The organism is Actinoplanes octamycinicus (genome assembly GCF_014205225.1).
GTDB lineage: Bacteria > Actinomycetota > Actinomycetes > Mycobacteriales > Micromonosporaceae > Actinoplanes > Actinoplanes octamycinicus.
This window is the reverse complement of sequence record NZ_JACHNB010000001.1, coordinates 1,637,488-1,650,726: the sequence shown is the minus strand read 5'-3', so window position 1 is coordinate 1,650,726 and position 13,239 is coordinate 1,637,488. Positions and strand designations below refer to the sequence as shown.

Here is a 13,239-nt window from a genome sequence, read left to right as displayed (position 1 = left end):
TGTCGGATCAGTCCTTTTCTGAGCTGCTACAGGGGCAGGCGCACGTGGATGTGGCAGCCGCGGCGCCCGGCCGGCTCGGCCACCGCGATCGTTCCGTTGTGGAGCTGGACCACCCAGCGGGCGATCGCCAGACCCAGGCCGGTGCCGCCCCCGGTCGGGCGCTCACCCCGGGTGAAGCGTTCGAAGACCCGCTCCCGGTCCGCCACCGGGATGCCGTCGCCCTGGTCGGTGACGACGAACAGCACCTGCTCGTCACGGCGCTCGGCGCGCAGCGTGACCAGGCCGCCGGACGGGCTGTGCCGGGCCGCGTTGTCCAGCAGGTTCGCGAAGACCTGGTGCAGCCGCTGCCGGTCGCCGGGCAGCACCAGGGCCGGGGCGGCCACCTCGAACCGGACGTCCTGGCCGGTGCCGCCGGCGTTCACCTTCGCCTCCCGGGCCACCTCGTCCAGGAACTCCGGCACGTCGATCAGCTCCCGGTGCATCGGCACCACGCCGGCGTCCAGCCGGGACAGGTCCAGCAGGTCGGTGACCAGGCGGCTGAGCCGTTCGGTCTGGGTCAGAGCGGTGCGCATCGTCTCCGGGTCGGTGTCGGCCACCCCGTCGACGATGTTCTCCAGCAGGCCGCGCAGCGCGGTGATCGGCGTCCGCAGCTCGTGCGAGACGTTCGCGATCAGCTCACGGCGCTGCTGGTCGGCGGCCGCCAGATCGGCGGCCATCTGGTTGAACGCCTCGGCCAGCTCGCCCACCTCGTCCTGTGACCGGGTGCGGATCCGGCGGGTGTAGTCGCCGCGGGCCATCGCCCGGGCCGCGACCGTCATCTCGCGCAGCGGAACGGTCGCGCCGTGCGCCATCACCTGCAGGGTGACCAGGCCCAGCGCGGCCGCGATGCCGACCCACAGCACGTCGACCCGGTAGAAGTCGATGCTCCACAGGAAGACCAGCAGGCCGATGCCGCCGGCGAAGCCCAGCGCCAGCGACAGCTTCGCCTTGATCGAGCGCACCGGGTCCAGCGGGCGTGGCAGCCAGCGGAACAGCCGGGCCGCCACGTCGTGGATCAGCTGCATCAGCCGGGCTCTCATCGATCGACTTCCAAGGCATAACCAACCCCGTGCACGGTACGGATGAGGTCCGCCCCGAGCTTGCGTCGCAGCCCCTTGATGTGGCTGTCCACGGTCCGGGTGCCGGAGGCGTCCGCCCAGCCCCACACCTCGGCCAGCAGCCGTTCCCGGGGCAGTACCGTGCGCGGCGCCCGGGCCAGATGCACCAGCAGGTCGAACTCGGTCGGGGTGAGGTGCCGCTCGGCGCCGGCCCGGAGCACCCGGCGCTCCGCCTGGTTGATCTCCAGGTCGCCGAACCGGAGCGTCGGCGGGCCGGCCGGCTTCGGCGCCGGAGCGACCTTGTGGACCCGGCGCAGCAGGGCGTGCACCCGAGCGGCCAGCTCGCGCATCGAGAACGGCTTGGCCATGTAGTCGTCGGCGCCCACCGCCAGGCCGACCAGCAGGTCGGTCTCCTCGCCGCGGGCGGTGAGCATCAGCACCGGGGTCGGGCGTTCGGCCTGGATCCGGCGGCAGACCTCGAGGCCGTCGAAGCCGGGCAGCATGACGTCCAGCACGATCACGTCCGGCGGGGTGCGCCGGGCCGCCTCGACCGCGCCCGGCCCGTCCCCGACGATCTGCACCAGAAACCCTTCGGCGCGCAGCCGGGCCGCCACCGCGTCCGCGATAGCCCGATCGTCCTCGACGACTAGAATCCGCCGCTCGGTCGTCTCCACGCGCCCCACCCTCCGTCCGTGCCGTGCTTCCCCGTGCCGTGCTTCCCGTGCCGTGCCTTTGTCCGGGCAGTGCTTCCCGCGCGGCCTTGCTTCCGTGCGGCCTAGCTTTCCGCGCGAGCGGTACCTCCGGCGCGGCCTTGCTTCCGCGCGGCCTTGCTTTCCGTGCGAGCAGTGCTTCCCGCGCTGCCTTGCTTCCGTGCGGCCTAGCTTTCCGCGCGAGCAGTGCTTGCCGCGCGGCCTTGCTTCCGCGCGAGGAGTGCTTCCCGCGCGGGCCTTGCTTTCCGTGCGGGCCCGTTCCTCGCGGCCATGCCGGGGGCTGTGCTCCCGTGCCGTCCGCAGCCGTGCCGGGTGTCTCTGTCCGGCCGTGTTCGGCTGCGCCCGTGCGTGTCCTGCTCGTTTTGCGCCTTTGGTGACGCGCCGGAGCCTGCTTGCTTCGCGACGCGGGCCGGTGCGCCCCCGTGACTCACCGGCCGCGCCGCGTGGCCAGCAGCTTATTGACCGGTCGCGGAGGGCTGGAGGTGGAGTTGTGAACAACTTGTGGAGATGATGGCCGGATGGCGTTCACGGTGGAGGTGGAACGGCGCTTCCGCGCCCGGCAGGGACTGACCGCCGCGGTCCGCTCGGTACTGACCCCGGGTGAGCCGGTGCCGGTGCTGCTCCGGATCGGCGTGGACTTCGAGGATGCCCAGCTCAGCGACCGCGGCTGGTTCTTCGACACGGACGTGGCCGGCGACCTGCTGGACAAGTATTGCGCCGAACTGGCTGGCACCACCTGGACAACCTTGTTCCCGTTCCGCCCGACCTTCGAGCTGGTAGCCAGGGACCTCTACGACCGACTCTCCCCCCAGATCCCCCAGCTGACCTTCGTCGAACTCCGAGACGAAGCCTTCGGCACGGTCACCCGCTACCGCCCGTCCCCGCAATCACCCAAGTAACCCGCCGCGCCGCCACCCCGTCCCGGCCGCCACCCCGTCCCGGCCGCCACCCCGTCCCGGCCGCCACCCCGCTCCTGGCCACCACACCTCCCGGCCGCCGCGCCGCTCCCGGCCACCGCCCGCTCCCGGCCACCACACCTCCCGGCCGCCGCGCCGCTCCCGGCCACCGCCCGCTCCCGGCCACCACACCTCCCGGCCGCCGCGCCGCTCCCGGCCACCGCCCGCTCCCGGCCACCACACCTCCCGGCCGCCGCCCCGCCCCCGGCCACCGCCCGGCCACCGCCCGGCCACCGCCCGCGCTCCCGGCCACCGCCCGCTCCCCGCCACCACACCCTCCCGGCACCACACCTCCCGGGAAGCGCATCGTCGCGGGCTATCACTCCGTCACCCGCCGTCGCGCCGCCCGGAGCGCCCACCGCCCGCTGCGTCACCGCTTTCCGCGGTCAACTGGTCACGTCCCGCTTCGCTATGCCGTCTCGCGCGGCTATGCCGAATCGGTGCTGCGCCGCGCCGCTACGTCGTCGGCACGCTGTTGATCAGCGGAAATGTTTTCCACAGGGAGGCCACGGGCGAGGACCGCCGATTAACGGGGGACTCAAGTTATCCCCTGTTGCCTGTGGATAACTCTGTGGAGAAGCCTGTGGGGCTGTGGATAAGCGTGTGGATTAGCGGGTCCAGTCGTGCTTGGCTGAGCGGATCAGACGATCTTTCAGCTCTCGGGTGTGGCGGCGGCTGACCGGCAGTTCCACTCCGTCGACCGCGACCACGTAGCCCGAGCCGGTCAGCCGCAGCTCGGTGACCAGGCGCAGCTGGACCAGGTAGGAGCGGTGGATGCGGACGAAACCGGCGTTCGCCCAGCGCTCGGCCAGCGTGGCGAGCGAGACCCGGACCAGGTGCGAGGCGTCCGCGGTGTGCAACCGGGCATAGTCGCCCTGCGCCTCCACCCAGCGGACCGAGGAGCGCGGCAGCATCCGGGTGGTGCCGGCCAGCTCGACCGGGATGGCCTGCTCGTCCGGAACGACCGCCGGCGCCGGCGCGGTCCGCGACCCGGCGACTCTGCGCAGCGACTCGCCGAGCCGCTCGGCCCGCACCGGTTTCCGCACGTAGTCGGTCACCCCCAGGTCGAACGCGTCGACCGCGCCGTCGTCGTAGGCGGTGACGAAGACGATCGCCGGCGGATGCGCGAACCGGCGCAGGATCCGGGCCAGCTCCATGCCGTCCAGACCGGGCATCCGGATGTCCAGGAAGACCGCGTCCACCTCGGTGTCCCGCAGCACCCGCAGCGCCTCGGTCGCGTCCCCGGCCCGGTGCACGTGGGCCACCCGCCCGTCCGCGTTCAGCAGATAGGCCAGCTCGTCGAGCGCCGGTGGCTCGTCGTCCACCGCCAGGACCACCAGGCTCATGCGCGCACCTGCGGATGGAATTTCGGCACTCGCATGCTCACCTTCGTCCCCGCGCCGGGGGCGGTCTCGACGATCAGGCCGTGATGATCGCCGAACACCGACCGCAGGCGCTCGTCCACATTGACCAGACCGACGTGCTGGCCGTCGTCGCCGTCCGCGCTCTCCAGGGCGAACACCGACGGATCCATGCCGACCCCGTCGTCTTCTACTGTGATGTGACACTCGGCGCCGGCGTCACGGGCTTCGATGCTCACCATACCGACGCCGGGTTTGCGGGAGAGGCCGTGGCGGACCGCGTTCTCCACCAGGGGCTGCAGGCACAGGAACGGCAGGCCGACCGGCAGCACCTCGGGCGCGATCTGCAACCGGACCTGCAGCCGGTCGCCGAACCGGGCCCGCTCGATGGTCAGATAGCGGTCGATCGAGCGCAGCTCCTCGGCCAGCGTGGTGAACTCGCCGTGCGCCCGGAACGAGTACCGCGTGAACTCGGCGAACTCCAGGATCAGCTCCCGCGCCCGCTCCGGGTCGGTACGGACGAACGAGGCGATCGCGGTCAGCGCGTTGTAGATGAAGTGCGGGCTGATCTGCGCGCGCAGCGCCCGCACCTCGGCCCGGGCCAGCCGCTCCCGGGACGAGTCCAGCTCGGCCAGCGCCAGCTGCGAACCGGCCCAGCGGGCGGCCTCCAGCGCGGCCTGCACCAGACCCGGAGCCGGCTGATCGTCGGCGACCGCGACCAGGGCGGCCGAGGCGGCGCCGTCCGGGCCGGGCAGCGGGGCCACCACGGCGCCGCGCACCACGCAGTCAACCCGGTCGCAGGGCAGGTCGGAGGCGGTCAGCACGATCGACCGGTGGGTGCTCAGGGCCCGCTGCGCGGCAGCGGTGAGCTGCTCGGTGTGGTGGTGGCCGCGGCCGTCGAAGGCCAGGCAGCGCTCGGCGTCGGCCAGGCTGAGCCCGACCGCGCCGACCAGGGTGCGCAGGTGACGAACGGCCTTGGCGGCGGTGGCCTGGGTCAGCCCGGCACGCAACGGCTCGGCGGCCAGGGACGCGGTATGCAGCACCTCATAGGTCGCGCGCTGCATGGTCGTGGCGATCCCGCGCCGGGCACGCAGCCGTAGGACGGCCACCACCGCGGCGGCCAGCGCCGCCAGCACGGCGACGACCGCCAGCACACTTCCGATCTGCCCAGCCACGGCACAGATCCTGACGCCTCGGAGCGGTCTACGCCATGCCCTCTCGCCCGCCTGTGGATAACCGGCCGCCCGCTTGCGGTTCGCACTTCGTGGCCGACCGCTGTTCAGAGCTTTCGGTACGCCCGCAGCTTCCAGTTCGGACATCGCGGGCTGTCCACTTGAGGCCGCCGCCAGGGTTTTCGGTGACCAGCCGCGGACAATGAAGGGTGCGGCGATCGTTCTGGACGCGTCAGCGGCCAGATCGCCGTGCCCGGCTCGCGCGGGAGCATGCGGTCCGCACCCCAGCGGACGCGCGTCCATGAATCTGCCGGTCTTAGTAAGCGCCCTTGCGCTTCAGGACCACCCAGATCGTGCGCCAGAGAATGCTCAGGTCGTAGGTGAGCGACCAGTTGTCGACGTAGTACAGGTCCAGCCGGACCGCCTCGTCCCAGGACAGGTCGGAGCGGCCGGAGACCTGCCAGAGGCCGGTGATGCCCGGGCGGACCAGCAGGCGGCGGCGGACGTCGCCCAGGTAGTCGCCGTCGTCGGCGGGCAGCGGGCGCGGGCCGACCAGCGACATCTCGCCCTTGAGCACGTTGATCAGCTGGGGCAGCTCGTCCAGCGACGTGGCGCGCAGTTTCTGGCCGAAGGCGAAGATGCGCGGGTCGTGCTTCATCTTGAAGAGCATGCCGTCGGACTCGTTGAGCTCTTCGAGGGTGGCCTTGCGCTCCTCGGCGTCCACATACATGGTCCGGAACTTCCAGACCTTGAACGTGCGGCCGTCGTGGCCGACCCGGGTCTGCCGGAAGAAGACCGGGCCCGGGTCGGAGAGCCGGATGCCGAGCGCGATGATCCCCAGGATCGGGCTGATCAGCAGCAGGCCGAGGCCGGCGGCGACCCGGTCGAGCAGGTTTTTCACCAGCCAGCCGGGGCCGGAGAGGGTGGGCTCCTCGACGTGCAGCAGCGGCAGGCCCTCGATCGGGCGGATGTGCACCCGGGGGCCGGCGATGTCGGTGAGCTGCGGCGCGACCACCAGGTCGACGCCGGTGCCCTCCAGCTGCCAGGCCAGGCGGCGCAGCTCGCCGGGCTCGGCGCTGGCCGAGCCGCAGACCGCGATGGTGTCCGCGCCGACCTCCCGGACCAGCGAGAGCACGTCACGGCCGGCGTAGACCGGGACCGGCGTCTCGATGCCGCGGGCGGCCGCGTAACCGTCGGTGATGTGGATGGCGACCGGGATCAGGCCGGCGGCCGGGCTGCGGGTGACCGCGGTGTAGACCTCGAGCGCCTCGGGCAGCGTGCCGACCAGGATCATCCGGTGCGCGCCGTGCCCGGTGCGGCGTCGGGCCAGGTGCAGCACCTGGCGTGCGGTGACCCGGCAGAGCAGGATGAACAGCAATGCGCAGAGTGACACCGTGGCGACCGTGCCGCGGGACAGGTCGGTCTTGGTGGCGAAGGCGAGCAGCGACACGGCGGCCACCACGGTGACCGAGGTGCGCACGATCCGCTTGAACTCTTCGCTGCCCAGGCCCAGGTAGCGGCGGTCGTAGGTGCCGTTGGTCCAGAGCAGCAGCAGCCAGCCGAGCGGCAGGACGACGTAGGCGAAGAAGCTGAACAGGTCGGCGCCCTGCAGGAACAGCCAGCTCTTGTCCTGGAAACCGCTCTTGGATTTCTCCAGGGACACGTCGGCGATCTTGCTGGCCGCCAGCGTGGAGATCAGGTCGAGGAAGACCAGGGCCGCGGTGTACGGCCGGTGCCACCGGGAGAGCCGGCGGTGCTGGCGGTTCCACGCGGACCGGGGAACGCCGTTGCTCGGTGGCTGCTGCTGTTGTTGCGGCCACTCGAAGCTGTCGTACCCCACGGGTTTACTCCGGCTGCTGTCGGTCGTTGGGCGATGCAGGCTAGTCGTCACTTCGCCTACGTCCTCCCGCATCCGGAAAAAGATTACGCACCGCCACGACCTCGGGATCGTGGTCGGGTCCACCGGCACCCGTTCGCGTCACAACGGTATCCAGGGACCGGGCCACTATACCGATGGATCGGCCGGAGAGAAGGTGACGTTGTGGTAGCAATCCTTACCGCCACGGTCCGTAAGCGAGCGGTGGCGATATCGGCCGCGGCGGTCACCGGACCAACTTGGACAGGCGGCGGTCGGCGAGCGGTTTGCCACCGGTCTGGCAGGTGGCGCAGTACTGCAGGCTCTTGTCGGCGAAGGAGACCTCCCGCACGGTGTCCCCGCAGACCGGGCACGGCAGGCCGGTCCGGGCGTGCACCCGCATGCCGGCCCGTTTCTCGCCCTTGAGCTCGGCCGCCCGCTGCCCGACCGAGCGCTGGACCGCGTCGGTCTCCACTTCGCGCATCGCCTCGTAGAGCGTGGTGATCTGCTCGTCGGTGAGCTTGCCGGTCAGCGCGAACGGCGACATCTTCGCCACGTGCAGGATCTCGTCGGAGTAGGCGTTGCCGATCCCGGCCAGCACCTCCTGGTCGGTGAGCACGCCTTTGACCTGGCCGTTCCGCTCTCTCAGCCGGGCGGCGAACTCGTCGCGGCTGACCGCGAGCGCGTCCGGGCCCAGCCGGGACACCCCGGGCACCTCGGTCAGCGGGTCGCGCACCAGGTAGGCGGCCAGGGATTTCTGGGTGCCCGCCTCGGTCAGGTCGAAGCCGGAGCCGTCGTCGAGCCGCAGCCGGATGGCGATCGGGCCGCTGCCCGGCTTGAGCGGGGCCGGTGACTTGAACGCGTCCCGGTAGTGCAGCCAGCCGGCCCGGGCCAGGTGCACGACCAGGTGCACCTCGGGGCCGATGCCGACGTCCAGGAACTTGCCGTGCCGGCCGGCCGAGGTGATCGGCAGGCCGGTCAGCGCGGACGGCGCCGGGTCGTAGGTCTTCAGCGCGCTGAACGAGGACACCTCGAAGCGCTGCACGGTGTGGCCGACCGCGCGCTCCCGCAGGTAAGCGGCGAGCGCCTCGACCTCGGGGAGTTCGGGCACCCGTCCACGGTAGCGTTCTGACCCGTGAAGGTGGTGGTGGCACACAACCGGTACCGCGAGGCGATCCCCTCCGGGGAGAACGTCATCGTCGACACCGAGATCGAGCAGTTGCGCGCGTCGGGCCTGGAAGTGGTGTCCTTCCAGCGCAGCTCGGACTCGATCGGCGCGATGTCGGCGGGGCAGAAGGCGCTGTTGCCGGTCTCGCCGATGCTCGGTGTGGCGGCGCAGCGGGATCTGGCGGCGCTGCTCGAAGCGGAGAAACCAGATATTCTGCACTTGCACAACCCATATCCGCTTATTTCGCCGCGAGTGATCAGAACGGCCCACCGTTTCGGCGTCCCGGTCATCCAGACCGTGCACAACTACCGGCAGGTCTGCTCCTCCGGCCTCTACTTCCGGGACGGGCACAACTGCCACGACTGCCGCGGCAAGCTGCTCGGCTGGCCGGCGATCAAGAACCGGTGCTACCGCGGCTCGGCCGCGCAGAGCGCGATCATGGCCACCACCCTGGCCGTTCACCGCCCCACCTGGCGCTCGGTGGACCGCTACATCGCGCTGACCGACAAGATCGCCGCGCACCTCGCCGACTACGGCATCCCGGCCGGGCGCATCGTGATCAAACCCAACGGCCTCCCCGACCCGGGTCAGCCCGCCCCGCTCGGCGAGGGTTTCCTGTACGGCGCCCGGCTCTCCCCGGAGAAGGGCCTCGGCCTGCTGCTCGACGCCTGGCGGCAGCACCCGGACGGCGCCCTCGGCACGCTGCGCATCGCCGGCGACGGCGAGCTGCGCCCGCTGGCCGAGCAGGTCGCCGCCGAGCGCGCCGACGTCAGCTACCTGGGTCCGCTGGACCGGGCCGGGATGACCGCGGCGCGCCGTGCGTCGGCGGTCGTGGTCGCCGTCCCCACCTGGGAGGACGTGCTGCCCACGGTGGTTCTGGAGGCGATGTCGGCGGGCCGCCCGGTGCTCGGCACCGCGGTCGGCGGGGTGCCCTACATGATCGGCGACGGCCCGGACGCGGCCGGCTGGCTGGCCCGGCCGGAGGTCGGCGCGCTGGCCGCGGCGCTGCCGGTGGCGCGGGACGGCGCCGCCCGGACAGCGACCGCGGCGCGCGAGCGCTATCTGCGCCACTTCCATCCGGACGTGCTGACGAAGCGGCTGATCGAGGTTTACGCGGAGCTCAGCCGCGCAGGGCGGTCCGCCCGGTGAAGGCGATGCTGGCGGCCAGGAACCCCGCGTTCACCAGGGTGAACAGCGCGACGAACCAGACCGTCCACTGCGGAGCCACGGTGAGCAGCAGGCCGGCCAGGGCGATCACCGCGCCGTAATCGCGGACCAGCTTGACCGCCCGGACCGGCAGCGACCGGCTGGTCACCATGCTGGCCGCCTGCTCGCCGCCCTGCATCACCGAGGTGACCAGGTTGACCATCCAGGTGGCGGCGAACCCGGCGAGCAGCCAGGCCGGGGTGTCCGGCTCCTGCGCCTTGGCGACCGACGCGAGCGCGGCCACCAGGGCGGACTGCACGGCCACGTCGCAGAGCACGTCGAGCCGGCCGCCGGCCACGCTGGTCTGGCCGGTGACCCGGGCCAGCTGGCCGTCGGAGCAGTCGAACGCGTACGCCAGCTGCCAGCCGACCAGCGCGATCAGACCGATCAGCCAGCCCCACACCCGGCCGTCGGCGACCGGGCCGGCCGTCGCGATCACCACGAACGAGGTGAGACAGCCGATGCCCAGGTTGCCGATCGTCATCACGGTCGGGCTGAGCTTGTTCCGGTACGCGAAGACCGCCAGCCGCGCCCCGATCCGCTGGCTGACCGCCTCGCTGAACAGCCCGCCACCGCGGTTGACCGCGTAGTAGTCAGCCGCGGTGGGCGTGGCGCCCGGCTCAGCGGGCCGCGAGGGCGAGCTCATACTCGGCCAGCTGTCGGCGGATCTCGTCCGGCGACATCGCCAGATGCTCGAGGATGGTGTAGCGGTCCGGCCGGGTCCGCGGCGCGAACTCGATGACCTGCACGAACTGGTCGGCGTCCAGCCCCACGTCGGACGGGGTCCGGGGGAGCTGGTGCCGGGCCAGGCAGTCGGCCATCTGGCCGAAGCGACGCTCGTCGCCGCGCAGGAAGGTGCAGAACAGCGCGCCCAGCCCGGCCAGCTCGCCGTGCGAGGCGGTGTCCGGGAAGAGCGAGTCGGTGGCGTGGATGATCTCGTGACAGCCGCCGCTGCACGGGCGGCTGCTGCCGCTGACCGCCATCGCCAGGCCGCTGGAGATCAGCGCCTCGGCGAGCACCGTGACGAACGCGTCGTCGCTGAGGTCGCCGGGCATCGACAGGATCGCCTCGGCGCCCATCCGGGACAGCGAGGCGGCGATGCCGTCGACCGGCTCGCCGCGCACCTGGCGGCCCAGCTCCCAGTCGGCCAGCGCGCTGATGTTGCTGATCACGTCGCCGATGCCGGCCCGGTTGACCCGCTCCGGCCCGTTCTCCACGAAGTCCAGGTCGACGATCACGCCGAACGGGATGTGCACCCCGTACGACCCCTTGATCCCGTCGTTGATCAGGCTGGCCACCGGCGAGGCGATGCCGTCGTTGGCCAGGCTGGTGGCGACCGAGACCATCGGCAGGCCCCAGCGGCTGGCGGCGTACTTCGCGGTGTCCACCGTCTTGCCGCCGCCGATGCCGACCACCGCGTCGAAGTTCCCCGAGCGCAGCTTGTCGGCCAGCTCCAGGGCGGCGTCCAGGGTGCCGCCGGTGGTGACGTAGACGCTCGCCGACTGCAGCGACGGGCGCAGCAGGTCGACGATCCGCTCGCCCAGCCCGGGACCGACCACCACGGCGACGTCCCCGCCCGCCGAGATCCGGCCGTCCGCCAGGATCCGGCCGAGGTCGGCGACCGCGCCCCGCCGCACGTCGATGTGCAGCGGGGTCTGGACGCTACGGGCTAGTAGCGGCATGCGATGTCCCGGGCTTTCGCCAGGTCGTCGTGGTTGTCCACCTCGACCCAGGGCAGGTCGCCGATGGTCGCCGCGCGGACCTCGCCACCGCGGTTCGCGTACTCCTGGAAGCCGTCCTCGTAGTACAGGTCCGGGTTCCGCTCGAACGTCGTCTTCAGCGCGTCGGCCAGGGCGGACGCGGCGGACGCCTCGATGATGTTGGCACCGATGTACTCACCGAAGGCCTCGGACGGCTCCATCAGCTTGGTGATCTTGGTGAGCTGGCCGTCCGCGTCGAAGACGGTCTTCATCTCCTCGTCGGCCAGCTTCTTCACGTTGTCGACGGCGAGCAGGATGCTCGGGCCCCGGTTGGCGAGCAGCGTCTGCTCGACGCTGACCGGGTGCACGGTGTCGCCGTTGACCATCAGGGCGCCCTGCGCGAAGTGGTCCCGGGCCAGCCAGAGCGAGTAGGCGTTGTTCCACTCCTCGGCCTTGTCGTTGTGCACCAGGGAGATCTTCACGCCGTACTTGTTCTGGAACGCCTCGACCCGCTCCTCCACCGCGCTCGCGCAGTAGCCGACGACGATGGTCACGTCGGTCAGCCCGGCCGCGGCGAGGTTCCGCAGCGAGATGTCCATGATCGTGGTCTCCCCGTCGACCGGGACGAGCGCCTTCGGCAGCGTATCCGTGTACGGGCGCAGGCGGCGCCCGGCGCCGGCGGCAAGCACCAGACCGATCATGGGTGGGTCCTTCCAAGTGGAAAAGGGGTGTGCCCCGGAAGGATACCCACCGTTCACTTCTAAGCTGGCACCATGACCGCAGAGCAGCTCATCTCGTTCGCCCGTGGTGCTCCGTCGCTGGACATCGTCGACGTGGAGGGCCTGAAGGCCGCCGCGGCCCGTGCCTTCGACGCCGATCCGGCCGGGGTCACCGCGTACGGCACGTCCGTCGGTTACCTCCCGCTGCGGAAGTGGATCGCCGACAAACACGGTGTCTCGCCGGATCAGGTCATCGTGACCAACGGCTCGCTGCAGGCCGACGCGTTCCTCTTCGGCCACCTGGTGCAGCCCGGCGACGACGTGGTCGTGGAGAAGCCGACCTACGACCGCACGCTGCTCAACCTGCAGAATTTGGGCGCCAAGGTGCACCAGGTGACGCTGCGGCCGGACGGCATCGACATCGACGAGCTGCGCACGCTGCTGGAGTCCGGGGTCCGCCCGAAACTGGCGCACATCATCCCGAACTACCAGAACCCGGCCGGTCTCACCCTCTCCGCGGAGAAGCGCCGGGCGCTGCTCGCGCTGGCCGAGCAGTACGAGTTCATCATCTTCGAGGACGACCCGTACGTGGACATCCGGTTCCGTGGCGAGCCGCTGCCCTCGATGCTGTCGATGGACACGAACAACCTGGTGGTGCACGCCTCCAGCTTCACCAAGACGGTCTGCCCCGGCGTGCGCGTCGGCTACCTGGTCGGCCCGGCCGCGCTGATCGACGCGATCGCGAAGAAGGCGACCAACCTCTACATCTCCCCGGGCATGGTCTCCGAGGCGATCGTCCACCAGTTCTGCGTCTCCGGCGACATCGAGAAGTCGGTCCAGAAGGTCAGCTCGGCTCTGGGCGAACGGGCCAAGGTGCTGGCCGAGTCGATCCGCAAGCACATCCCCGGCGCCACCTTCACCGAGCCGGACGGCGGTTACTTCCTCTGGGTGGACCTGCCCGGCGACGTCGACGTGGACAAGCTCTTCCCGGCGGCCATGAAGAAGGGTGTCGCGATCGTCAAGGGCAGCGACTTCCTGCTGGAGGGCGGGCACAGCTCGGTGCGCCTGGCCTACTCCGCGGTCACCGTGGACCAGATCGACGAGGGCGTCCGGCGGCTCGCCGCGGCCATCGACGAGGTTCGCGCCTGAGTCACGCGTTTCCGCCCGGGCGGTTCGGGGAACACAGGAACCGTCCGGGTGGGCCGCGAATGGTCTGACCCCCCGCCGACCGACGGCGGCCCGCCCGGCCGTACTCCCCGCCTCCCCGACGAAGTAGCCTCGATTGGTTTGTCGGG

Annotated in this window: 12 protein-coding genes; 3 read left to right on the top strand and 9 right to left on the bottom strand. The window is 71.3% G+C overall.

Features of this window, described 5'->3' with window-relative positions; genetic code table 11:
* Positions 1–26 precede the first annotated feature (26 nt).
* Positions 27–1,079, bottom strand: coding sequence for a HAMP domain-containing sensor histidine kinase (locus tag BJY16_RS07420; RefSeq protein WP_239177408.1), 1,053 nt, complete (start codon positions 1,077–1,079; stop codon positions 27–29).
* Positions 1,076–1,771 carry a response regulator transcription factor gene (locus BJY16_RS07415; RefSeq protein ID WP_203759044.1) on the bottom strand — a complete coding sequence of 232 codons (696 nt, stop codon included), beginning with the start codon at positions 1,769–1,771 and terminating at the stop codon, positions 1,076–1,078. The genes BJY16_RS07420 and BJY16_RS07415 overlap by 4 nt, the downstream gene beginning before the upstream one ends.
* 554 nt (positions 1,772–2,325) lie before the next feature.
* On the opposite strand from BJY16_RS07415, the gene BJY16_RS07410 reads away from it, so the two are divergent.
* Positions 2,326–2,706, top strand: coding sequence for a hypothetical protein (locus BJY16_RS07410; RefSeq protein WP_185038353.1), 381 nt, complete (start codon positions 2,326–2,328; stop codon positions 2,704–2,706).
* A gap of 665 nt (positions 2,707–3,371) precedes the next feature.
* Here BJY16_RS07410 and BJY16_RS07405 read toward each other — a convergent pair.
* From BJY16_RS07405 to BJY16_RS07390, 4 genes are all read right to left on the bottom strand, one after another.
* Positions 3,372–4,109, bottom strand: coding sequence for a LytR/AlgR family response regulator transcription factor (locus tag BJY16_RS07405; RefSeq protein ID WP_185038352.1), 738 nt, complete (start codon positions 4,107–4,109; stop codon positions 3,372–3,374).
* Positions 4,106–5,299: a sensor histidine kinase gene (locus BJY16_RS07400; protein WP_185038351.1), complete on the bottom strand. Its 1,194-nt coding sequence runs from the start codon at positions 5,297–5,299 to the stop codon at positions 4,106–4,108. Before BJY16_RS07400 ends, BJY16_RS07405 begins: the two co-directional genes overlap by 4 nt.
* A gap of 313 nt (positions 5,300–5,612) precedes the next feature.
* Positions 5,613–7,208, bottom strand: coding sequence for a sugar transferase (locus BJY16_RS07395; protein WP_185038350.1), 1,596 nt, complete (start codon positions 7,206–7,208; stop codon positions 5,613–5,615).
* A gap of 190 nt (positions 7,209–7,398) precedes the next feature.
* Positions 7,399–8,262 carry an Fpg/Nei family DNA glycosylase gene (locus tag BJY16_RS07390; protein ID WP_185038349.1) on the bottom strand — a complete coding sequence of 288 codons (864 nt, stop codon included), beginning with the start codon at positions 8,260–8,262 and terminating at the stop codon, positions 7,399–7,401.
* A 24-nt stretch (positions 8,263–8,286) separates the two neighbouring features.
* Between BJY16_RS07390 and BJY16_RS07385 the strand changes: the two genes are divergently transcribed.
* On the top strand, positions 8,287–9,468 hold the full coding sequence (locus BJY16_RS07385) for a glycosyltransferase family 4 protein (protein ID WP_185038348.1): 1,182 nt from the start codon (positions 8,287–8,289) through the stop codon (positions 9,466–9,468).
* Here the strand turns inward: BJY16_RS07385 and BJY16_RS07380 are convergent.
* Genes BJY16_RS07380 through BJY16_RS07370 form a run of 3 tightly spaced genes read right to left on the bottom strand, consistent with a single transcriptional unit; the run spans position 9,440 to position 11,926 of the window.
* The gene (locus tag BJY16_RS07380) at positions 9,440–10,171 is read right to left on the bottom strand and encodes a CDP-alcohol phosphatidyltransferase family protein (protein WP_185038347.1); all 732 of its coding nucleotides are present in this window, start codon (positions 10,169–10,171) and stop codon (positions 9,440–9,442) included. The genes BJY16_RS07385 and BJY16_RS07380 overlap by 29 nt on opposite strands.
* The gene (locus BJY16_RS07375) at positions 10,146–11,207 is read right to left on the bottom strand and encodes an iron-containing alcohol dehydrogenase family protein (RefSeq protein ID WP_185038346.1); all 1,062 of its coding nucleotides are present in this window, start codon (positions 11,205–11,207) and stop codon (positions 10,146–10,148) included. Before BJY16_RS07375 ends, BJY16_RS07380 begins: the two co-directional genes overlap by 26 nt.
* Positions 11,195–11,926 (bottom strand): phosphocholine cytidylyltransferase family protein, encoded by a 732-nt coding sequence (locus BJY16_RS07370; protein WP_185038345.1) that lies wholly within the window; start codon positions 11,924–11,926, stop codon positions 11,195–11,197. Before BJY16_RS07370 ends, BJY16_RS07375 begins: the two co-directional genes overlap by 13 nt.
* A gap of 72 nt (positions 11,927–11,998) precedes the next feature.
* Between BJY16_RS07370 and BJY16_RS07365 the strand changes: the two genes are divergently transcribed.
* Positions 11,999–13,093 (top strand): aminotransferase-like domain-containing protein, encoded by a 1,095-nt coding sequence (locus BJY16_RS07365; protein ID WP_185038344.1) that lies wholly within the window; start codon positions 11,999–12,001, stop codon positions 13,091–13,093.
* The last annotated feature ends 146 nt before the right edge of the window (positions 13,094–13,239 follow it).

Bases quoted from the DNA above. Each gene is read 5' to 3' on its own strand.
- BJY16_RS07365 (WP_185038344.1), top strand. From the start codon at position 11,999: ATGACCGCAGAGCAGCTCATCTCGTTCGCCCGTGGTGCTCCGTCGCTG.
- BJY16_RS07375 (WP_185038346.1), bottom strand. From the start codon at position 11,207: ATGCCGCTACTAGCCCGTAGCGTCCAGACCCCGCTGCACATCGACGTG.
- BJY16_RS07395 (WP_185038350.1), bottom strand. From the start codon at position 7,208: ATGCGGGAGGACGTAGGCGAAGTGACGACTAGCCTGCATCGCCCAACG.
- BJY16_RS07405 (WP_185038352.1), bottom strand. From the start codon at position 4,109: ATGAGCCTGGTGGTCCTGGCGGTGGACGACGAGCCACCGGCGCTCGAC.
- BJY16_RS07410 (WP_185038353.1), top strand. From the start codon at position 2,326: ATGGCGTTCACGGTGGAGGTGGAACGGCGCTTCCGCGCCCGGCAGGGA.
- BJY16_RS07380 (WP_185038347.1), bottom strand. From the start codon at position 10,171: ATGAGCTCGCCCTCGCGGCCCGCTGAGCCGGGCGCCACGCCCACCGCG.
- BJY16_RS07420 (WP_239177408.1), bottom strand. From the start codon at position 1,079: ATGAGAGCCCGGCTGATGCAGCTGATCCACGACGTGGCGGCCCGGCTG.
- BJY16_RS07370 (WP_185038345.1), bottom strand. From the start codon at position 11,926: ATGATCGGTCTGGTGCTTGCCGCCGGCGCCGGGCGCCGCCTGCGCCCG.